The 21262-nt window shown below is 63.0% G+C and carries 19 protein-coding genes and 2 pseudogenes; 14 read left to right on the top strand and 7 right to left on the bottom strand.

Features of this window, described 5'->3' with window-relative positions; translation table 11 throughout:
• Window positions 1-5 precede the first annotated feature (5 nt).
• Window positions 6-1103, top strand: a complete 1098-nt coding sequence (locus tag Amn_RS28980; protein ID WP_067967847.1) for a pyridoxal phosphate-dependent aminotransferase — start codon at window positions 6-8, stop codon at window positions 1101-1103.
• Here the strand turns inward: Amn_RS28980 and Amn_RS28975 are convergent.
• On the bottom strand, window positions 1100-2455 hold the full coding sequence (locus Amn_RS28975; protein WP_083948831.1) for a glucoamylase family protein: 1356 nt from the start codon (window positions 2453-2455) through the stop codon (window positions 1100-1102). The two genes, Amn_RS28980 and Amn_RS28975, sit on opposite strands and share 4 nt — an antisense overlap.
• A 511-nt stretch (window positions 2456-2966) precedes the next feature.
• On the opposite strand from Amn_RS28975, the gene Amn_RS28970 reads away from it, so the two are divergent.
• Window positions 2967-3230: a DUF1488 family protein gene (locus Amn_RS28970; protein WP_263005234.1), complete on the top strand. Its 264-nt coding sequence runs from the start codon at window positions 2967-2969 to the stop codon at window positions 3228-3230.
• A gap of 68 nt (window positions 3231-3298) precedes the next feature.
• Here the strand turns inward: Amn_RS28970 and secD are convergent, their stop codons facing one another.
• The 4 genes from secD to Amn_RS28950 all read right to left on the bottom strand — a co-directional run bounded on the left by secD (window position 3299) and on the right by Amn_RS28950 (window position 9558).
• Entirely contained in the window at window positions 3299-5833 is a 2535-nt protein-coding gene (secD, locus tag Amn_RS28965; RefSeq protein ID WP_154384333.1) for a protein translocase subunit SecD, read from the bottom strand.
• Window positions 5834-5932: 99 nt separating this feature from the next.
• Window positions 5933-6262 (bottom strand): hypothetical protein, encoded by a 330-nt coding sequence (locus tag Amn_RS28960; protein WP_154384332.1) that lies wholly within the window; start codon window positions 6260-6262, stop codon window positions 5933-5935.
• Window positions 6263-6451: 189 nt separating this feature from the next.
• Window positions 6452-7156 (bottom strand): response regulator, encoded by a 705-nt coding sequence (locus Amn_RS28955; RefSeq protein WP_185910437.1) that lies wholly within the window; start codon window positions 7154-7156, stop codon window positions 6452-6454.
• 65 nt (window positions 7157-7221) lie between these two features.
• A complete protein-coding gene (locus Amn_RS28950) occupies window positions 7222-9558 on the bottom strand; it encodes an ATP-binding protein (RefSeq protein ID WP_185910438.1) in 2337 nt (778 codons plus the stop codon).
• A gap of 33 nt (window positions 9559-9591) precedes the next feature.
• On the opposite strand from Amn_RS28950, the gene Amn_RS28945 reads away from it, so the two are divergent.
• The 5 genes and pseudogenes from Amn_RS28945 (at window position 9592) to Amn_RS28925 (ending at window position 12767) form a co-directional block, all read left to right on the top strand.
• A complete protein-coding gene (locus Amn_RS28945) occupies window positions 9592-10221 on the top strand; it encodes a hypothetical protein (RefSeq protein ID WP_185910439.1) in 630 nt (209 codons plus the stop codon).
• Window positions 10222-10528: 307 nt separating this feature from the next.
• Complete coding sequence (locus Amn_RS28940) at window positions 10529-10894, top strand: hypothetical protein (RefSeq protein WP_154384330.1); 366 nt, start codon at window positions 10529-10531, stop codon at window positions 10892-10894.
• 173 nt (window positions 10895-11067) lie between these two features.
• A pseudogene (locus tag Amn_RS32765) lies at window positions 11068-11196 on the top strand (DUF1127 domain-containing protein); the annotation flags it as partial.
• A 91-nt stretch (window positions 11197-11287) separates the two neighbouring features.
• Window positions 11288-12091, top strand: coding sequence for an alpha/beta fold hydrolase (locus Amn_RS28930; protein ID WP_286298434.1), 804 nt, complete (start codon window positions 11288-11290; stop codon window positions 12089-12091).
• Window positions 12092-12530: 439 nt separating this feature from the next.
• Window positions 12531-12767, top strand: a complete 237-nt coding sequence (locus Amn_RS28925) for a DUF1344 domain-containing protein (protein ID WP_067967820.1) — start codon at window positions 12531-12533, stop codon at window positions 12765-12767.
• A 122-nt stretch (window positions 12768-12889) separates the two neighbouring features.
• On the opposite strand, the gene Amn_RS28920 is transcribed toward Amn_RS28925, so the two are convergent.
• Window positions 12890-13336 (bottom strand): DUF983 domain-containing protein, encoded by a 447-nt coding sequence (locus tag Amn_RS28920; RefSeq protein WP_067968489.1) that lies wholly within the window; start codon window positions 13334-13336, stop codon window positions 12890-12892.
• Window positions 13337-13692: 356 nt separating this feature from the next.
• Between Amn_RS28920 and Amn_RS28915 the strand changes: the two genes are divergently transcribed.
• Genes Amn_RS28915 through Amn_RS28900 form a run of 4 tightly spaced genes read left to right on the top strand, consistent with a single transcriptional unit; the run spans window position 13693 to window position 17209 of the window.
• Window positions 13693-15123 carry a cytochrome ubiquinol oxidase subunit I gene (locus tag Amn_RS28915; protein ID WP_067968486.1) on the top strand — a complete coding sequence of 477 codons (1431 nt, stop codon included), beginning with the start codon at window positions 13693-13695 and terminating at the stop codon, window positions 15121-15123.
• Window positions 15124-15127: 4 nt separating this feature from the next.
• On the top strand, window positions 15128-16135 hold the full coding sequence (gene cydB, locus Amn_RS28910) for a cytochrome d ubiquinol oxidase subunit II (RefSeq protein ID WP_067967817.1): 1008 nt from the start codon (window positions 15128-15130) through the stop codon (window positions 16133-16135).
• Window positions 16135-16278, top strand: coding sequence for a DUF2474 domain-containing protein (locus Amn_RS28905; protein WP_083948827.1), 144 nt, complete (start codon window positions 16135-16137; stop codon window positions 16276-16278). The genes cydB and Amn_RS28905 overlap by 1 nt, the downstream gene beginning before the upstream one ends.
• A gap of 16 nt (window positions 16279-16294) precedes the next feature.
• Window positions 16295-17209 (top strand): hypothetical protein, encoded by a 915-nt coding sequence (locus Amn_RS28900; RefSeq protein ID WP_286298420.1) that lies wholly within the window; start codon window positions 16295-16297, stop codon window positions 17207-17209.
• On the opposite strand, the gene Amn_RS28895 is transcribed toward Amn_RS28900, so the two are convergent.
• Window positions 17206-18594, bottom strand: coding sequence for an aminotransferase-like domain-containing protein (locus Amn_RS28895; protein WP_067968483.1), 1389 nt, complete (start codon window positions 18592-18594; stop codon window positions 17206-17208). The two genes, Amn_RS28900 and Amn_RS28895, sit on opposite strands and share 4 nt — an antisense overlap.
• A 250-nt stretch (window positions 18595-18844) precedes the next feature.
• On the opposite strand from Amn_RS28895, the gene tnpA reads away from it, so the two are divergent.
• The 3 genes and pseudogenes from tnpA to tnpC form a co-directional block, all read left to right on the top strand.
• Window positions 18845-19246: an IS66-like element accessory protein TnpA gene (tnpA, locus tag Amn_RS28890; RefSeq protein ID WP_286288512.1), complete on the top strand. Its 402-nt coding sequence runs from the start codon at window positions 18845-18847 to the stop codon at window positions 19244-19246.
• Window positions 19243-19590, top strand: a complete 348-nt coding sequence (tnpB, locus tag Amn_RS28885; protein WP_286298414.1) for an IS66 family insertion sequence element accessory protein TnpB — start codon at window positions 19243-19245, stop codon at window positions 19588-19590. The genes tnpA and tnpB overlap by 4 nt, the downstream gene beginning before the upstream one ends.
• Before the next feature lie 93 nt (window positions 19591-19683).
• A pseudogene (tnpC, locus tag Amn_RS28880) lies at window positions 19684-21201 on the top strand (IS66 family transposase); the annotation flags it as partial.
• Window positions 21202-21262 lie beyond the last annotated feature (61 nt).

The raw sequence follows: 21262 nt of genomic DNA, 5'->3' as shown, positions 1-21262 counted from the left end.
GCGAAATGTCCCTGCCAGTACCTTACCTGTCCGCCCGAACGCTGACCGTCGTCAAGAAAATCGACACCACGGGTGCGGCACGCGTCGTCAATCTCGGCCTCAACGAAAGCTGGCTCGGATCGGCGCCCGGCGTGGTCGAGGCTATTCGGGAGGCAGCTCCCAACGTCTATCGTTATGCCGACCCGAACTGCGGAACGATGCGCGCAGCGATCGGCAAGCAGTTCAATCTCGACCCCGCCCGCATCGTCTGCGGCAACGGCTCGGAGGAATTGCTCGATGCCGTCGGCCGCGTCTATGCACGCGCCGGCGACGAGATCCTGTTTCCGGCCTATTCTTTCCTGCAGTTCGCCATCGTTGCCTATCGCCTCGGCGCCAAGGCGGTCGAAGCACCGCTTGGCCCCGACTTCTCTGTCGATGTCGATGCGCTGCTGGCCGCCGTTACGCCCAAGACGCGCGTCGTCTTCCTCGCCAATCCCAACAATCCCACCGGCTCGGTGGTGCCGATGGACGAGGTGGCGCGGCTGGCGCGCGAACTGCCGTCACACGTCGTCCTGGTGCTCGACGCCGCATATGCCGAATATGTCGACCCGGCCGAGGCGGTCGCGACCTTCGAGATCGCCGATCACCACCCCAACGTCATCGTCACCCGCACCTTCTCCAAGGCCTACGGCCTGGCCTCCGCACGCGCCGGCTGGGCCTATGCCTATCCGGAGGTGGTTTCGGCGCTGAACAATGTCCGCGGCATCGGCAACGTCAACGGACTGGCGCAGGTGGCGGCTACTGTCGCGGTCGGCGAACAGGACTTCGTCCAGCACGTGCGGACCCGCACCGCCGAAGAACGCGACTATCTCGAAGGCGAACTGCGCAAGCTTGGCTTCGAGATTTCGTCGAGTGCCGCAAACTTCGCCTTCGTTCGCCTGCCCGGCGCCTATGCCGGTTGGGCCCAGGAGACCGTGGCGCGGCTGGCCAGGAAAGGTTTCATCATCCGCTCGAACGAAGACTACGGCTTGCCGGAATGGCTGCGCATCTCGATCGCCGACCGGGCCGATCTCGATGAAATGCTCGCCCTGTTGCGCATCGAGGTACGTGCCGCCAACGGCTAGGTCGCAACAAACCCAGCTGCTTTGCGCCGGGAGGGCGAAGCGTGAACGGTGTCCGCACCTAGGTGGTCCTTCTGCTGTGTGGCTCCAGTTCTGGTGAAACCCAACCTGGCAAGACCAAGCCGGACTTCATGTGCCCCCATGAACAGCTTCCACAAGAGCCCGGTTCTGTGGTTTTCGATCATTGCGACGATGGGGCCCTGGTTTATGGCCAGATAGGTACGGGCATACCAGTTGCGGTTTTCGCAGAACGCATCGACAAAGCCGAAACGACCCCAGATACGATCCCTCGGCTTGGTCAGGAAACCGCGTAGGGCGGCCATCGCCTGGTCGGGCACATAAGGAAAACTGGACAGGGCCGCACTCGGCGTGATGACCCCGACATCCCTGTCAGGAGCATGCGCGATGTAGGCAGTCGGCCCGTGAGACGCGGTAAGCCCCCAGCAATCCGCGCCATAGCCTTTGTGACCATGCGGGTTGAGCACGCAATGCTGGTGGTTGATCAATGCGTGGCAAGTATTTTGCTGCCAATAGTCGGCATAGCGATCACTGAGACCGTTGGGATCGAGCCCGCAAAAGGAGTAGTGCGCGAAAAAGAGCGGTCCGCCAAAGTTAGGTCCAAGCTGCAGGACGATTCCGTTGTAGTTACGCCCGTTTTCAAAGGTTGGGGCGCGAGCAAAACCGTCGTGGTAGCAATCCGGATCAATGGCATGATGCTGCGATCCCGCCGCAAGAACGAATGCAAGTAGGCACTCGTTCCAACCCTCGATCGGATTGTTCATGGCCCAGCCATGTCTGGGGCTCCAGTGCCAGTAGAGCTTGCCTTTCCGCGCAAACCAGTCCCACTCGGCCTGAGCCAGCAGCGTGTTCACCCGAGCGCGAAAACGCTGCTCCTCGCTCGCAGTCTGATCAAGATATTCGCGGGCACAAATCAGGCCCTGAAATAGAAACGCCGTCTCGACGATGTCAGCGCCATCGTCCTTTCGTCGGAACGGAATGGTGTCGCCCGTACTGCCGTTGATGAAATGCGGCAACATGCCGTGGTAGCGCGGCGAGCCCTCAAGCAGATCGAGCATCCGATGCAATCGATGAAGGGCTTCAGCGCGATCGACCCAGCCGCGCTCCACCGCAACGATGATGGCCATGATCCCGAAGCCGGAACCACCGATCGCCACGAGATCGTTCGGCGCATCGCCAGCGGTCTTCTGGCGGTCGCGGGCAAGACCGCTGACCGGATGGGCACCCTCCCAGAAATAGCGGATCGTCTGCCGCTGCACGATATCGAGCAGCGCGTCATCAGCAAATTCGAGCGCATCGTTTGGAAGGTCGGGCGTCCGACAGGAGGCAAGAATCATGAAGCCAGTATGCAGCCAAATGCGTCGTTGAGACGCTCATTCGCGCAAGCTAACCAGACGCACCCCAATCCATACGCCCTCGGCGCTTGACTTTGCCCAGCGCAAGCAATTCCAAATGCAACGCGCCACGTATTACGTGGCTCTGCTCTTTGCCATTTCAGAATCGTTTGCCGCGCGAAATATTTCACAACCGCATAGACGGGAACTTAATAAAGGCGCAGGGTCGATTGTCGGCCGCTCGTCTTAGGGCGCGGCTGATTGAGGGCGGCCATCGTGCCCTAGCCCCAACTGAAAGGAGGACACCCTTGTCTTCCAACTGTCTGAATTCCGAAAACATGAGCGCGATCGGCGCCCCTGATTAGAGCGAACCGATTTCCAGGCGATGGACGTTTGGGTTCCAATCCGCAGGAAGCCAAAGCTACGCCTGGGACCTAGCGCCTTGGTGGCTCACCATTCGTTGGGCGCCCTTCGGCAATCTGATCTTCCCGACGACATTGTATTGGAGCAACCGATGTCACTTGCCTTTCCCAACAGAAGCCGCAGTTATGACGCCGCGAGAAAAGCCATACGTTTCCTTGGATACGACGGCACGTTCGAAGTTCCGTTTTTCGTCGAGGTTCAGGCGCTCAAAGCCAGCCAGCCGGCGGTTGACAATGAAACGCGATATCTTGCCGCCTTCGATGCAGCTCGCATCTCAATCCAGGACGTCGCTCGTGAAGTCTATTCTCACGGGCGCAAGCGCCTGTATGTGCTGACCGCATACGACTTTAAATGACGCGCTTCCGACCGGCCTGAGGTCGGCTTTTGTCGGAGCCGCCACAAGGACGGCTCCGACAGGGACAGCTAGGCCTTGGTTGCGGCAACCGCAGTCGATGGCTCGCGGCCTGCACTGCGGTGCTGCCACCAATCACCGAGCAGGAGCAGGATCGGTGCTGCGATGAAGATCGACGACGTCGTTGCGATGAACACGCCGAAGACCATCGGGACGGCGAAGTTCTCGACCGCGCTGCCGCCCCAGATCGCCATCGGCAGCATCGACAGCAGGATGGCGACGGAGGTGTAAATACAACGCGCGAACACCTGATTGATGCTCATGTCGATGATCTCGCGCAGCGGCATCTTCTTGTACAGGCGCAGGTTCTCACGCATGCGGTCATAGACAACCACCTTGTCGTTCACCGAATAGCCGATGATGGTCAAAAGCGCGGCAATGGCCGTCAGGTTGAAGTCCAGCCCGAACAGCGCGAAGAAGCCGACCATTTTGGTGGTATCCAGCACCAGCGTGGCGATGGCGCCGATGGCAAAGTTCCATTCGAAGCGCCACCAGATGTAGACCAGCATGGCAAGGGCTGCCAGCACCACCGCCATGATGCCGGACTGCGCCAGCTCGCCGCTGACCTTCGGTCCGACCACTTCGGTGCGTTCGAACTTCACGCTCGGGTCGAGCTTCTGCACCGCTGACTTGATGGTGTCGACGGCAGCGGTCTGCGCCGCCTCGCCGCCCTCCTGGCGCTGGACACGGATCAGCACGTTGCCGTCGCTGCCGATCTGCTGCAACGCCACTTCGCCGATGTTCAAGCCGCCCAGCGTGCTGCGCAGTTGCGCCAGGTCGGCCGGCGTCGACGTCGCGATCTCGACCTGGATGCCGCCCTTGAAGTCGATGCCGTAATTGAGACCCGGCTTGAAGAACAGGCCGATCGAGGCCAGCGACAGGAAGATCGACATGCCGATACCGAGATAACGCGCCTTCATGAACGAGATCGAGGTCTTTTCCGGGAAGAAGCGGACCAGCGGTTCGATGGTGATGGTCTTCAGGCGCCTGCGGCGAACGACTGCCGCCATCAGGATACGGGTCACCGAAACGGCGGTGAACATCGACAGGCAGGTGCCGAGGAACATGGTGATGGCGAAGCCACGCACCGGACCGGAGCCGAACGTGAACAGCAGGCCGGTGGCGATCAGCGACGTCACATTGGCGTCGACAATCGTCGAGTACGCGCGCTTGAAGCCGTTGTCCAAGGCGGCGAAGGCGCTGAGCCCCTTCTTCGATTCCTCCCTGATGCGTTCATTGATCAGGATGTTGGCGTCGACGCCGAAGCCGATGCCGAGAATGATGCCTGCAATGCCAGGCAGAGTCAGCGTGCCGCCGATCAGCGTCAACACACCGAAGGTCAGGATCAGGTGCAGCAAGAGCGCGAAATTTGCGATCATGCCCCAGGTGCCATAGAGCGCCACCATGAACAGCACGACGGCCACGAAGCCGGCGATGCCGGTGTAGATGCCCATCTTGATGACGTCGCCGCCCAGATCGGGACCGACGGTGCGCTCTTCGATGACGGTCAGCGGTGCCGGCAGCGCGCCGGCGCGCAGCAGCGCCGACAGCGTCACGGTCTCTTCAACGCTGAAGCTGCCGCTGATCTGGCCGGAACCGCCGGTGATCGGTTCGCGGATGTTTGGCGCCGACAGCACCTTGCCGTCGAGCACGATGGCGAATGGCTTGCCGACATTGGCGGCGGTGATCTCGGCGAACTGGCGCGCGCCGACGCTGTCGAAGCGGAACGAAACGAGCGGTTCCTGAGTGCGCTGGTCAAAGCCGGCGCGCGCATCGGTGAGGCGTGCGCCATCGAGCGCGACACGGTCCTCGACGGGATATTGTGCGCCGGACTTGGCGTCGGGCAGCATGGTGACGCCACGCGGCAACGGTTCGCCATTGGCGACATTGGCCACCATGTGGAACGTCATCTTGGCGGTGCTGCCAAGCAGCTCACGCAAGCGGGTCGGATCCTGCAGGCCGGGTAGCTGGACGAGCATGCGGTCGCTGCCGACCCGCTGGATCGTCGGCTCGGCAACGCCGACCTGGTCGACACGCTGGCGCACGATCTCGAGGCTCTGCTGAAGGGCTGCGTCGAGCTTGTCGCGCTGGCCAGCCTCGGTCAGCACGACCTTGATCTGCTTGTCGGCAGTGGTGACCTCGATGTCCGGCGTGCCGCCGCCAAGGCCGAGGCCGCCACTGACGGGAACAGCCAGTGCCTGCAGCGTTGCCAGCGCCTTTGCGCGCTGCGCATCGTCGGCGACGTTGACGACAATGGAATCACCGGCAAGCCGCGCCGAAGATGCGTTGATGCGCTCCTTGCGCAGGGCGCCGCGCACATCGTCGAGCAGCGAGCGCAGGCGGTCTGTCTTCAGGGCCGCCGCATCGACTTCAAGCACCAGGTGCGAGCCGCCCTGGAGATCGAGGCCGAGCGTGACCTGCTGTTTCGGGAACCAGCTTGGCAATGCCGCCAGTTGCTTGGCGGTCAGAACGTTGGGAAGCGCGGCAATGATGCCGGCCAGAATGATGATGGTGTATGTCCACACCACCCATCGGGAGGTCCGCATATGATCTATCCTGCAAAGGCCGTCGCCGCGGCGTCGGGACGCGCGGACGACGGCTGTTCGTTCAGCGGCGCGGCGTCGGGCCGCACCATTCACAAATGGTCAGGAGATTGCTGGCGGCGCGCGAGCGCCATAGGTTGGCCCAGACGGCAAGACATCCGTCTGCAAGACGAGATCGGCCTGCGGACGGGCAATGGCCATCGCAAGCGTGTCCATCCTGGAAGGGATGATTGCCGACTTGCCGTCATCATGCTGCGGCGTCGCCTTGACGCTACGCCAATCGACGACGACGAACGATCGTTCGGGAATGGCGGGGCCGCCATGCCGTCCGCGGGCGTCCATCTGACCCGAAGCGGGCTCTGTGGCACCCGATGCCTGAGGCAGGCTGTCGACCAGCGACCCGCCAAGCATCACCGCCAAGCACAGCAGCATGGCCGGCAATAAGCCGGTCGCAAGCGATCTATATGCCTTGGTCTGGTGCATCAGGCGGTGGCGCGGTCCGTGATCTCTGGGGCTGAATTGCCCAAGAAGTCTCCCAGTACGGCATTTTGATGGATACGCCAAGCAAGTCTCGCTGCCTGAGGCGAGCACACCGGTGCAAACGCAAGGCCTGTTGCCTGATCAGGCGTAGAGATAGCCGACCCCGCGAATGGTCTTGATCACCTCGGGCTTTGTTGGGTCAGTCTCGATCTTCTTGCGCAGCCGCGAAATTCGGATGTCGATGCTGCGGTCGAACGGATCCCAGCCCCGATCATGCGCAAGTTCGAGCAACTGGTCACGGTTGAGTATCCGCCCCCTGTTCTCGGCGAACACTTTGAGCAGCCGGAACTCCATCGGGGTGATCGCAATATCAAGGCCATCGGCGTCGAACAGCTTGCGCTGCTCAAGGTCCAATCGACAGCTGCCGAACTGGGCGCTCTGGGGCCCAAGCGCATTTTCTGCAACACGATCCCTGCCCGTTGTCCTGCGCAGCACGGCCTTCACCCGCGCCAGCAGTTCGCGCAGGTCAACCGGCTTGCCGATATAATCGTCGGCACCGATCTCGAGACCGACGACCCGGTCGATGATCTCGGCCGAGCCCGTCAGCATGATGATCGCCACCTCGGAATGCTCGCGCAGGTAGCGCGCCAGCGAGAGGCCGTCTTCGCCGGGCATGCGGATATCGAGGATCACGACATCGACGGGCTGGCTCTCGACGATCTGGCGCAAGGCCGGCCCGGCATCGGCTGTCGTCACGGCATAGCCGTGGCGTTCCAGATATTCCGCGACCATGTCGCGGACATCGGGCTCGTCATCACAAACGACGATCTGCGAAATGGCAGTCACCGGGTCCTCACCTCGACTGGAAAACTACCTCGCTTCGGCGAGGGCGGCAAATCAAACGACATCCCTCACACCTGCCTGACGACCAGGCCTGAAACAAACCGGCGTAGTTCGATCGGCTTCACCGGCTTTTCCAGATAGGGACGCTTGGTGGCGCGCAGGAACACCTGCGCGTCGGGGCTGATCGTGTCGCCGGTCAGGAAGGCGAGCCTGTCGACTTCGGCCGGGTGGTAGTCGGCGATGTAGTTGTAGAGCCGCCGGCCATCCATGCTAGGCATCTTCAGGTCGCTCAGGATGACGGCAAACGTCCGCTTCCTGAGCTGCGTCAGAGCCTCTTCGCCTGACCGCGCGACGACGACATTGAAGCCGTCGCGCATCAAGACTTCCGCGATCAGGTCGGCAACCTCGCTTTCGTCATCCACCACCAGGCATGACAGGCCGGCTGAGTTCTCCGGCTCTTCGTCAGCGGGTCCTGAAGTTTCGACGAACCGGTCGGAAGCCGGCAGCGAGACGACAAAGGTCGAGCCGCCGCCAGGCATGGTCTCGACCTCGATCGTTCCCTGATGGGCCTGGATAATGCGATGGCAGAAGGACAGGCCGATGCCCGTGCCGGCGCCCACCTCCTTGGTGGTGAAGAACGGCTCGAAGATGCGCGGCAGGATTTCTTCCGCAATCCCGGGGCCAGTATCGGTGACACTAATGGTGATGTTGCCGCATTCCGGATGCCGTCCCGTGGCAACGAGTATCTTCCTTGACCCCTCCCAATGGTGGAGCGCGTGCTCGGCATTGACCAGCAGGTTGATCAGCACCTGGCTGAGCTGATCGGGGTCACCCCAGATCGCCGGCAGATCCGGCTCAAGATCGAACATGAGCTGGATGTCGGAAGACCGGATCGAATAGTTGACCACTTCGAGAGCTGCCGAAACAACCTCGTCTATCGACACATTCGTGGCGCGCGTCGGCTGCTGCCTGGCCATTGCCAGGAAGGTCTTGACGATACGGGCGCAGCGTTCCGCTGCCTTGCTGATCTTGTCGGCTCGCTCGACCGTCTTCGCGTCGACCGATGTTTCCTTCAGCGTCAGCGACATGCCGAGCACCACCGACAGCGGATTGTTCAGCTCATGGGCAACACCGGCCAGTAACCCGCCGAGAGCCGACAGCTTCTCGTTCTGGTGCAGCTTCTCGCGCTGGTGCTCGACCTGCTTCTGCAGCTCGATGCGGTCGCTCAGGTCGTGCGTATGGGAGACGATGACCTGCTCGCCATGGAAATCGATCAGTCGCGACGAGATCGAGCACCAGAATGTCTGGCCGTCGCTGCGCTTGAGCTGTGTTTCGAATTCATCGACAGCGCCATCACGCAGCAGGCGTTCGATATATTCGTCGCGATGCGCCTGACTGGCGAAGTGGTCGAGCGCGCCAACGACATCGCCCAGCAACCTCGTCGTCGCCGGGCTGCTGTAGAGCTGCTTGCCGTCGTGGGCGCGCGTCATCTGGATGCTGACGGGGCTGGCCTCGAGGACCCTGCGAACGAGGTCGTCTGCTTCCTTGGCCGCCAGTTCAGCTCGCTTGCGCTCGGTTATGTCGAGGCGGGTGACGACGAAGCCGCCCTCCCGTGTCGGGCTGTTCGAAACGAAAAACCAGCCGCCGTCTGCATGCTGGAATTCCTGCTGGCGGTACTCGCGCCGATCCCTCGCCCGCTCGGCCAACCACTCGTCGATCTTGTCGCCGGGAACACGGAACTGGCTGCGTTCAGCAGTCACCCGCAGGAAGTCGAACCAGTTCACCCCGGGGACCAGCACGTCGGCGCAGATGGCATGCATCTTCCGATACTGGCTGTTGGCCAAGACAAGGCAATCGTCCTTGTCATAAAGCGCGAACCCTTCAGCCAGCGACTCGATCGCGTCGGTCAGGCGGTTGTTTGCCTGGCGCGTCTGTTGCTGCGCCATGATCATGGCGTTGATGTTCGTGGCGTTGGAAACAATCACCTTCTTGCCCTGGAAGTCGATCAGCCGTGCCGAAAGCGAGCCCCAGAAAATGGTGTCGTCGGAACAGTATTGCCGCACACGGAAGTCGTCGATGCTGCCCTTGTCCAGCAGGGTGCTGACCAGAATTTCCCGGTCGGCCGGGTTGACATAATAGTCAGCGATGTGAGGGCGATCGCCGTAGAGTTCCCGGCTGGCGGGATTGGCATAGAGCGTCTCGCCTTCGATCGTCGACATGCGTGTCGGCGACGGGCAAGCGTCCAGCACCCGTTGCATCAGCGATGTCGCCTCGCGTTCCGCTGCTTCGGCTTTCTTGCGCTCGGTGATGTCGAGCACGCCGATGACCAGCGACGGGCGCGAACGAAAGACGCTCCGCCGCCAGTTCGTCGAGCACCAGACATTTGAGCCATCTTCGCGCTGCATCTCAATCTCGCAATCGCGCAAGATGTCGTTGCCGTGGACATGGCGACAGGCCCGATCGAATTCGTCCGGGTTCACAAAATGGTCGGTGAGGCGCTGTTGCTGTTGCGGCTGCCATTTGCGGCCAAGCAGGTGCGACCCGTCGAGGCTCTCATAAAGGATCTGTTTGCTTTCTTCGTCGACGACCCAGACCGGCAGCGGATGGCTGTCGGTGATACAACGGAAGATCTCGGCGCTGTTGAGATGTGCGATCTGGGCCAGCTTCATTTCGGTGATGTCGGTGCTGATCAGCGCGATGCCGGTGCCAAGGCGGGGGTGGCTCGTCAGCAGTTTCCAGCCGCCGTCGACGGTTTGCGCCTCGATCGGCGGCACGTTCGGCTGCCGCCAGCGCAACGCGGCGCGCCGAACGAAGTCATCGGTCTGTTCCACAACAAGACCGTCGAAGCTGGCAAACTGACGAAGCACCCGGGCGACCGCTGCGAGGACATCCATCGGCGGCTGCTCACCGCGCGGCTGGACAATGCCGCCGAAAATCTCGGCATTGGCGTCGACAAGCATGTCGTCGCTGTCGAAAAGCGCGTAGCCCGTCCGAACATTCACCGCCGGATCGCCAGCTCGCATGATCGTCTCCTCAATCCTGAGCGCGGCCACATCACGGCGGCGTGAGGGCGGCGGATGATTACAAGCACTCTGTTTCGGTATGAGGTCGAAACTCACTCACTTTGTTTCAATTATTTCGGCCTGAGAGCCATTTTCGCGCAATCGCGCGAACAAACGAAACCTTTTCCCTCAGATCAGAAAAAGCGTCGAAACAGGCCTGAGCTAACTTCCGCCATGTCGACTTCGTTGGGTCGGCTCCGGCATGCGGAAGCATCCAGTCTATCAAAAACCCACGGGATGTTGATAGGCGGCCCATCCGCAGGCGAGGCGCCCGGCAAGGTCGAGAACGCGAACGTCCCCAAGGAGACATGAGATGCGATCGACCATTCTAGCCTTTTGCGCTGTTCTGCCGACCTTCGGCATGGCGCATGCTTTCGACATCGCTTCCAGCTTTCAATTCCCACCCGCCGGGATGATGTCGTCACTGCACGACCCTGCTAACGCAACGTCCCCGCGGATCGTGAAGAAGCAGCGAACCGACGTCTATTCACGCGTATCGCTGGGCGCGACACCAGGGCGGCTCACGTCGCGCCGCCTGTTCAGCGGCCTGCCACTGTCAGCAACGGGCGACAACGGACGCGGCTCGATCGGGCTTTCGTCAGCAGCTTCGATGGCGGCTGACGTCCCTGCTCGCCCGGGCAGCCGTCATGCGCCCTGCGGCAACCCGCAGATCGACTAAACATCGCCACTGAAACAAACGAAACACTTCTCCCGATGCCGGGAACATGCCCGAAACAGGAGAGGTCTAGATCCGTATCGCCGACTTGGCACAGCTCAAAGGAGTTCCAGAACATGACTACCCTGACCATCCGATCACCCGCCGCCGGCCTCGTTTCGTCGCTGGCTTCGCGGATCGCGGCCGCCCATCGGGCATTCTGGCGGCATCGCGCCCATCGCCGCGCGGTGTGGAGCCTTGGGGAACTTGACGACTACCTGCTCAAGGATATCGGCGTGGCTCGCTCTGAAATCCAGTCGCTTGTCAGCGATCCATCCGGTGACCGGAAGCGCGGCCATGAACACGATGTGGAATAGCGCTAGCTGGCAGTCCGACCCGGGCCCAATCTGCCAGCCTATGCTCAGCAACACCGTACTCGCGCTGCACGGCTCGGCGAATACAGGCAGGCTGTGGCAAGGCACCGCGGAATACCTGCGCGGCCGCCACCGGCTGATCGCGCCTGATCTGTCTCGTTACGGCAGCAATCGGACGGCCGGTAACATCCCCGATGTTGCCGGCGTCGTCATTGGCGTGATGGCGGAGCCGATGCACCTTGTCGGACATGGGCATGGTGCGGCAGTGGCGCTGGAGATCGCGCTGATACGGCCGCAACTGGTCAAAAGCCTGACGCTGATCGAGCCCGCATTGTTCCATCTGCTGCGCGCCGGGGCTCCGTCGGATCTGGCCTTGTTCGCCGAGCTTGCCGGCATGGCCGAGAAACTGGCGACAACAGCACGTGCCTCCGGCCCGTCAGCCGGCATGCGCGCCTATATCGACTTCTGGCATGGCGCAGGGGCCTGGCGCCGGACCAGCGAAAGCCTCCGGCAAGAACTCGTGCGCCATGCCGAGCAAGCGGGCCGTGATCTCGCAACCGCACTTGCCGCAACCTGGCCGGCGAACCGCTGTCGCGCGCTCGGTTGCCCGACGCTTGCGGTGATGGCGCTGGACAGCCCTGTCTTGAGTTTGCGCGTCACCGAAATGGTCGCCGAGGCTATTCCAGGCGCCAGGCTTGCCATCGTTCCCGATGCCGGACATATGGCGCTGCTGACCGCCCCCCACATCGTCAATCCGATGATCGCAGCGCATCTGCGCGCCGCCGACGGAGTGCGCACGGCCCGCAAGTCGCGGCTTTCAACGACGGCACCCTCCCGTTCGATCTGACCGGCCGGCGCTTGCCGGTCGGTGCGTTTGCGTTTCCGAACTGCGGGAGCGCATCCAGCGCCACGAAGCAAGGTCAAACCTCGCCGCTTTCGCCCTCCCCTTTCGATCGCGTTGCCGTTGGCTCGACAGAGCGAGACTGCCCCTCGCGCCCTGGCTGCCGTCATTCCGACAGTCGCCTGCCCCCATCAGCCCTCGCCAAGCCCGATCGTCGCGCGCCGGTGTCTGGTCACAGGCCGTCGTCGTCCCCACACGATCGCTGTTCAAGCAGAACACGCCTGCCCTTTCCAGCCGGCAAGCAGCGCCATGTTTCGCTTTACCGGCGGCGACTGAAACAAACGAAACACTTATCGCCGTGTTCTGAAAACCGCTCGAAACGGGGCGCCGCTAGAAATGGGACGTCGCCGATGTTGGCGTCACCTCCCAAGAAAGGAACTACCAAATGAAGAAGATCATCCTGGCTGCCGCATCCCTCGCCTTGATGTCGGGCGCAGCGCTCGCGTCGTCGAACAACGGCGTGGTCATGAAGTTCAGCCCGGCATCTCGCGTCATCACTCTCGACAACGGCCACAGCTTCACCGTGCCGCGCGACGTCGGCCTTCCAAATATCCAGATCGGCGAGAAGGTTTCGATCGGGCTCAACGATGAAGGGGACAAGGTCACCAGCGTCCTGCGCTGAACGACACCTCCCCACCGCCAAAGGCAGCTTGATGTTGCCGCAAAGCCATGGGCCGCCCCTGCCCATGGCTTTTTTGCTGTTGGTCGCCACAGCGGCAGGGCTGCGCCGAATACTCCGCCTGATTAGGCGGCCGGCGTCTGGCCATTCTGCTGCTGGCCCTTGGCCTTGGCGTGCCAATCGAAATCGATCGAGCCTTCCTCGGCTTTGTGGAAGAACTGCGAACACACCAGCCAGCCCTTGAGCGGCCGCAACAGTGCCATGCAGCTCAGCACGGTCAGCGGCAAGGTGATGAACAGATGCACCCATAGCGGCAGGCCGAATGCCGTCTGGAACCATGCGCCGAAGGCGAGCGCCGGCACCGCGGCAATGGTCATGGCGAAGAAGGCGGGGCCATCGGCCGGATCGGCGAAGGAATAGTCGAGCCCGCAAACCTCGCAACGCGGCGCAAGCTTCAGGAAGCCCTGGAACAGGTGCCCCATCTGGCAGCGCGGGCAGAGCCCCTTGATACCCGTCTTCATCGGGTTGTCGGTGGGGGTAAACCCCTCTGCCGTATATCTGGACCGAGACATGCGCGTCTCCTTCTTGCGGGTCGCAAACATGCGGGGAACGCCACAGCGCGCCCCTACGCCCCGACACATAAGGCGCTTCAGCCTTGCCGGCAAGGTGCAATATGCATATAATTCACATACATTCCTGACAATTGATGAATGCATGGACCTATTGTATGGAGAATGATCGCCCCGTAACTGCGCGGGTCCGCCACATGGGGCAAAATGTCCCCCGGGGTGCGTCGACTTTCCGCGCTGCGCAGATCAAGATGGAGGTCTATTGCAAGGTGTGAGCAATACCTGACGACAATCGACGAGTATTACGCTTCGACCAGCAATCGCGCTCAAGCCGATTGTACATGCAAGAGAGGTCCTTGATGTTCGGCCTAACCGCACTCGAACTGGCCCGCATACAGTTCGGCTTTACCATCTCCTTCCACATCATCTTCCCCGCCATCACCATCGGTCTCGCAAGTTACCTCGCGGTGCTGGAAGGCTTGTGGTTGTGGAAGCGCGATACCGTCTACCGCGATCTCTACCATTTCTGGTCGAAGATCTTCGCCGTCAACTTCGCTATGGGCGTCGTCTCCGGCCTCGTCATGGCCTACCAGTTCGGCACCAACTGGAGTTACTTCTCCGCCTTCGCCGGCTCGGTGACCGGGCCGCTGCTCGCCTACGAAGTGCTCACCGCCTTCTTCCTCGAGGCCGGCTTCCTGGGCGTCATGCTGTTCGGCTGGAACCGGGTCGGCCCTGGTTTGCACTTCTTCTCTACCATCATGGTTGCGGTCGGGACGCTGATTTCGGCAACGTGGATTCTCGCCTCCAACAGCTGGATGCAGACCCCGCAAGGCTTCGAAATCGTCAACGGCGTCGTCATCCCGGTGAACTGGTTCGAGATCATCTTCAACCCGTCATTCCCCTACCGCCTGGCGCACATGACCGTCGCCGCCTACCTGGCGACCGCCCTTTTTGTTGGTGCGTCGGGCGCCTGGCATCTGCTGCGCGGCAACGACAACCGCCACACCCGCACCATGATGTCGATGGCGATGTGGATGGTGCTGGTTTCGGCACCGGTGCAGATTCTGATCGGCGACCTGCACGGCCTCAACACGCTGAAACACCAGCCCGCCAAGATCGCAGCACTCGAAGGCCATTGGGAGAACAAACCCGGCGAAGCCGTGCCGCTGACCCTGTTCGGCTGGCCCGACATGGAGAAAGAAGAGACGCTCTACGCGATCAAGCTTCCGAACCTCGGCAGCCTGATCCTGACCCACAGCTGGGACGGCCAGTTCCCTGGCCTCAAGGAATACGCCAAGGAGGACCGTCCGAACTCGACCGTCGTATTCTGGAGCTTCCGGATCATGGTCGGTCTCGGCATGCTGATGTTGCTGCTCGGTGCCTGGGGGCTATGGCTGCGCTGGCGCCAGCAACTCTATGAAAAGAGGCTGTTCCTGCGCTTCGCCACCTTGATGGGCCCGGCCGGTGTGATCGCCATCCTTGCCGGCTGGTACACCACCGAGATCGGCCGCCAGCCATGGATCGTCTATGGCGTGATGCGCACCAAGGACGCCGTGTCGAACCATTCGGTGCTGGCGATGAGCACCACCCTCATTGTCTTCGTCGTGGTCTACTTCATCGTCTTCGGCATCGGCACGAGCTACATGCTCAAGCTGGTCGGCAAGGGCCCCGAAGTCGACGAGCATGATCCGGGCGACGACGATATGAGCGGCCGGCCGGCGCGGCCGCTATCTGCCGCCCACGAACAGATCGACATGTTCGCGCAGACTCACGCCGACAGGAAAGGCTGAACCGATGGGCATCGATCTTCCAGTTGTCTGGGCCGTCATCATCGCCTTTGGCCTGATGATGTATGTCATCATGGACGGGTTCGATCTCGGCATCGGCATCCTGTTCCCCTTCGTTCGCGACCGCGAGCAGCGCGACACAATGGTCAACACGGTCGCCCCGGTTTGGGACGGCAACGAGACCTGGCTGGTGCTCGGGGGGGCCGCCCTGATGGCTGCCTTCCCGCTTGCCTATGCCGTCATCCTCAGCGCGCTCTATCTGCCGCTGGTGCTGATGCTGCTCGGGCTGATCTGGCGCGGGGTCGCCTTCGAGTTCCGCTTCAAGGCCGACCAGCATCACCGGGCATTCTGGGACAAGGCCTTTGCCGGCGGCTCCTATGTCGCCACCTTCTTCCAGGGCGTGTCGCTCGGTGCTTTCCTCGACGGCTTCAAGGTCGAAAACAACGCCTATGTCGGCGGCGCGCTCGACTGGGTCACGCCTTTCAGCCTGTTCACCGGCTTCGGGCTGATTGTCGCTTATGCACTGTTGGGCAGCACATGGCTGATCATCAAGACCGAAGGCGTGCTGTATGACCGCATGGTCGCACTGGCGCGCCCGATAACGCTTGCCTTGCTGGCCGTCATCGGCATCGTCAGCCTGTGGACGCCGTTCGCCCATCCCGACATTGCCGAACGCTGGTTCAGCTTCCCGAACATCGTCTTCTTCTCGCCGGTGCCGATCCTGGTCCTTGTCGCCACCTGGCTAATTCTGCGCAGCCTGCAGGGCGCACCACATGCCGGACCGTTCATCCTGGCGCTGTTCGTGCTGTTCCTTGGCTATAGCGGCCTCGGCATCAGCCTGTGGCCGAACATCATCCCACCTGACATCACCATCCGCGAGGCCGCCTCGCCGCCGCAGAGCATGGGCTTTGCACTGGTCGGCGCCCTGTTCATCATCCCCTTCATCCTCGGCTACACCGCATGGTCTTATTACGTGTTCCGCGGCAAGGTGAAAGCCGGCGAGGGCTATCACTGATGGCCGCCCCCTCGCAGGCACCGGTATCGTGGCCGAAGCGGATCGGCTGGCTGATCCTCATCTGGACAGTCAGCGTTCTGGGGCTCGGTGCCGTGGCCTACCTCTTCCGCCTGCTGATGAATATCGCCGGCCTTACCGTGTGAATTGCGGAGCGATCTGATGTACAGCGACGTCTCCGAGGCGCCCGGCCCGCGCCTGCTTCATGACCGGATCTATGCCGGCGACATTCTTCGCTTCGGCGCACTTGTGCCGATGGCCGACCTCGTCAGCTTCACCCAAACCTTCCTTGAGGATGCGTTCGCGCCCTTCGCACCGGAGGAAATACATCGCCACCTGTCGCATCACGAGCAGACGGAGAGCTTCGCCCAGCGCCAGCGCGATTTCGCCCGGTCGCCGGAGGTCAGGCGGCTGTGGCGCGATGTCTTCGAGGCCTGCGGCCTGGAGGCGGAAGGGCTCGCACGAGATACCCTCTATCTCAGGTTTCAGCCGCACCAGGATCCGGGGAGCGTCGTGCCGCGTGCCCGCACCACCGCAACCATTGCCTTCCACCGCGACACCTGGGGTTCCAACCTCTATGCCCAGACCAACTGGTGGGCGCCGGTCTACGACATCGATGAAGGGCGCACCTTCGCGATCTACCCCTCGCTCTGGGATCGTCCGGTCGCGAACACCAGCGCCGACTTCGACCTTGCCGCGCTGCTGGAGCGGTCGAAGGCCGGTGGTCGCAACGCTGTCGACGCCGACGCGGCGATACCTCATCTGACCGAGGAGCTTGAGGTCGCAGACGCTACGCCGGTGGTCATCGCACCGGGTCAGATCATCGCGTTTTCCAGCGCTCATGCCCATGCCGGCGTGCCGAATTCGACCGGCCTGACCCGTATCTCGCTCGAAACACGCACCTTATGGATCGACGATGTTCGTTCAGGTCGCGGCGCGCCCAATGTCGACGGCTTTGCGCGCTGGATGTCGCCCGGCATGTTTCGCCGGGTGAGTGACGAGACCCCGCTGCATCAAATCCTTGGCATGAACCGGATCGAGCGTTTCGCCGGCCCACTGCCGAGCGCCATCCCCTAGACGACCATCAACGACATCGCCGACTGCTGCACGAGCAGGTCAGCGACTGTCCCAAGGCTTGCGGCAAGCGACGCCTGATCGGGCGCCGCACCCAGCCCGAGGCGCACTGCCTCGGGTGCAGGCCCGGAAACCGAGAACGCATCGCTGGTGACGACGCCGATGCCGGCCGAGCGCAGGCGCGCGGCAAAGTCGCTCCGGCTCCAGCCAGATGGAAGCTTCAGCCAGACGTGGAAGCCTTCGGCATTTGCCTGCACAAGGCTGGACGGCAGCAGTTGCGACGCGATCGCCTGCCGCTGCCTGGTTTCGCTTCGAATTGCCGCCAGCACGGATTGTGCAACCCCAGACTCGATCCAGCGCGTGGCAAGCGAGGCCGTCAGCGGCGAGGCCATGCCGGCGGTGGCGCGGATGGCGCCGGCTAGATGGGCTGCCGTGCGCTCCTGCGGCACCACCACATAAGCCACGCGCAGCGCCGGCGCCAGGCACTTGGCCAGGCCGGCAATGTGATAAGTGATTTCGGATGCGAGGGCCGCGAAAGTGGCCACCGGATTGACCGGCAAGGCGCCATAAGCGTCGTCCTCAACGATCAGCACATTGTGCTGGCGCGCGATCGCCACGATCTGCTCGCGCCGTACCTGCGACAGCGTCGTTGTTGTCGGATTGTGCAGCGTCGGCGTGCAGTAAAGCAGCTTCGGCGCGCGCTTGCGGCACACATCTTCGAACGCTTCGGGAATCAGCCCTTCCTCATCCATCGCCACGCCGATGACGCCGATGCGCAGATGCTCGGCAACGGCAAGCAGGCCGGGATAGGTCAGAGCCTCGGCGCAGATGGTTTCGCCCGGTGCTGCCAACGCCCCCAGCAGCGCCAGCAACGCCCCTTGCGCGCCCGGACAGACCATCAACCGACCAGGGCCGATATCGCCCAGACGCGGCGCCAGCCACATGGCGCCCGCGGCGCGGTCGCGCAGCGTGCCGCCGGCTTCCTGGTAGCGCATCAACAGGCCGAGCCCGTCGCCGGCCTGCAGTTCGGCGATGCCGTCCCACATCTTTGCTGCGAGCTCCGGATCGTCGAACCGCGGCGGCAGGTTCATGCTCATGTCGACGATACCGGTCACCGTCGACGGCGAGTTGGACGGACGACGCATCCTGACATAGGTGCCCTGCCCGACCCGACCTTCGACCAGCCCGCGCTTGCGCGCCTCGGCATAGGCACGGCTCACCGTGGTGAAATCGATGCCAAGCTGGTCGGCAAGTGTCCGCTGCGGCGGCAGCCGAAAGCCGCCGGGCAAGCGGCCAGACGCGATGTCGACCGACAAGGCGTCGGCAATCGCCAGATACAGCGGCCCGTCGGCCTTCGAGATCGCGGGCGACCAGACGTTGACTGTCATGGTGCAACAGGTTCCATCATCGTTGTCCATATATAGGCATAATGTATGCCCAAGGCCACCATCAATGCGTGGGTCTGGTTGACTGAACCCCCAACTGTTCGATCCGCAGATCCCTGTGGCTCAATCGCGCCCCGGTGGACGACGCCGAATTCGCATGGGATCATTCTGAAACGTATCCCTCCGGTGAGGACCGCCTTGCGGGCTGAGGGCGAACGTCGGAAGTCCTAGGGATAATCCTAGGAGTAGCCCTATGACGATGCCGCGGGTGGAGGTGATCACGTCGGTCGAGAGACGCCGGCGGTGGTCGCGTGAGGAGAAGGAGAGCCTGGTCGCGGCGTCTCTTGAGCCTGACGTGTCGGTGTCGGAAGTCGCGCGATCGGCGGGCATTCACGTCAGCCAACTCTTTCGATGGCGCAAGGACCTGTGTGATCGGGTCGATGCCGGTCCCTCGCAATTGGTCGCGGTCGAGATCGTTCCTGCTGCTGCGCCGCCCGCCGTTGAGGCGCCGGCGCCATCGGCGTCTCCCGGCCGACGTCGCCGCAAGAGCGGCATCATCGAGATCGAGCTTGGCGGCGGGCGCCGCGTCCGCGTCGATCGCGACGTAGATGCCGAGGCGCTGCGGCGCGTTCTGGACGCGCTCGGGTCCCGATGATCCCGGTTCCGAGCGGCGTGCGGGTATGGCTGGCGACCGGCCACACCGACATGAGGAAGGGCTTTCCGGGCCTGGCGCTGGTGGTGCAGGAGACGCTAAAGCGTGATCCGCACAATGGTCATCTGTTCGTCTTCCGCGGCCGTCGCGGCGATCTGATCAAGGTTCTGTGGCACGACGGCCAGGGCGCCTGCCTGTTCTCGAAGAAGCTCGAGTCTCTTAGAGGCGTCTGGCCATCGCCGGCCGACGGCGCAGTCACCTTCACGCCGGCCCAACTCGGCTATCTGCTCGAAGGCATTGATTGGCGCATGCCGCAGAAGACCTGGCGGCCGACGGCGACCGGCTGACGATTTTGGCCTTGCACATGGCGGTGGATGTGATTCCATCGATTGGTGTCCGCCGCTGAATCGCTCCCTTCCGACCTCGCCGCCGCCCACGCGATGATCCTCGCGGAGCGCGCCGCGCGCGTTGAGGCCGAAGCCCTTGCCGCCCGCGCGGCGGCGGTCAGTTCCGGGACGGAGGCGCTGATTGCACGACTGAAGCTGGAGATCGAGAAGCTCAGGCGCGAGCTCTATGGCAGCCGTTCGGAACGCAAGGCCAGGCTGCTCGAGCAGATGGTACTACAGCTCGAGGATCTGGAGGCGGACGCATCGGAGGACGAACTCGCTGCCGAGAGGGCGGCGTCCCAGACACAGACGGTTCGCTCATTCGAGCGCCGGCGCCCGTCGCGCAAGCCGTTCCCGGAGCATCTGCCGCGCGAGCGCGTGGTAATTGCCGCACCCGAGAGCTGCCCGTGCTGCGGATCGGTCCGGCTGTCTAAGCTGGGCGAGGACGTCACCGAGACGCTGGAGGTGATCCCGCGCCAGTGGAAGGTGATCCAGACGGTGCGCGAGAAGTTCTCGTGCCGGCAGTGCGAGGCGATCACGCAGCCACCGGCGCCGTTCCACGTCACGCCGCGCGGCTTTGCCGGCCCGAACCTGCTTGCCATGGTGCTGTTCGAGAAGTTCGGCCAGCACCAGCCGCTGAACCGGCAGAGTGAGCGTTATGCCCGCGAAGGCATCGAGCTGAGCCTGTCGACGCTGGCCGATCAGGTCGGCGCATGCGCGGTGGTGCTGCGTCCGCTGCATGCGCTGATCGAGGACCATGTGCTCTCGGCAGAGCGGCTTCACGGCGACGACACTACGGTGCCGATCCTGGCGAAGGGCAAGACGACCACCGGTCGAGCCTGGATCTATGTCCGCGACGATCGGCCCTTCGGCGGTGCATCACCACCGGCAGCCCTGTTCTACGCATCCCGCGACCGGTCCGGCGATCATCCCGAGCGGCACCTGAGGCAGTTCACCGGCATTCTGCAGGCCGACGCCTATGCCGGCTACAACCGGCTCTACCTCCGCGACCGCAAGCCCGGACCGGTGACGGAGGCGCTCTGCTGGAGCCATGCGCGGCGCAAGTTCTTCGTGCTTGCCGACATCGCCGCCAATGCTCGTCGGGGAAAGGCCGCGCCGCCGATCTCGCCGATCGCCTTCGAAGCCGTCAAACGCATCGATCTCCTGTTCGACATCGAGCGCGACATCAACGGCTTGGCTGGCGAGCAGCGTCTTGTCGTCAGGACCGAAAGAAGCGCGCCGCTCGTCGCCGAGCTGGAAGCATGGATGCGTGGCGAGCGTGCCAGGCTCTCGCGCCACGCCCCGGTCGCCCAGGCGATCGACTACATGCTCAAACGCTGGGCGGGCTTCGCTCGTTTCCTCGAAGACGGGTGCATCTGCCTGACGAACAATGCTGCCGAACGGGCGCTGCGCGGCTTGGCTCTCGGCAGAAAGTCGTGGCTCTTCGCTGGGTCGCCCCGAGGGGCCGATCGCGCGGCCGTCATGTATACCCTGATCGGCACGGCAAAGCTCAATGATGCTGACCCGCCCCACCAGGAGGCCGATGTGCTCGCCCGCATCGCCGACACGCCCTAAAGGGGGCTGTCCGAACTCCTGCCGTGGAACTGGAAGGCGCAATCTGCAAGATTGGCGG

The sequence above is a fragment of the Aminobacter sp. Y103A genome (genome assembly GCF_030294925.1).
Classification (GTDB): Bacteria; Pseudomonadota; Alphaproteobacteria; order Rhizobiales; family Rhizobiaceae; genus Aminobacter; species Aminobacter ciceronei.
This window is presented reverse-complemented; position numbering and strand designations above follow the sequence as displayed.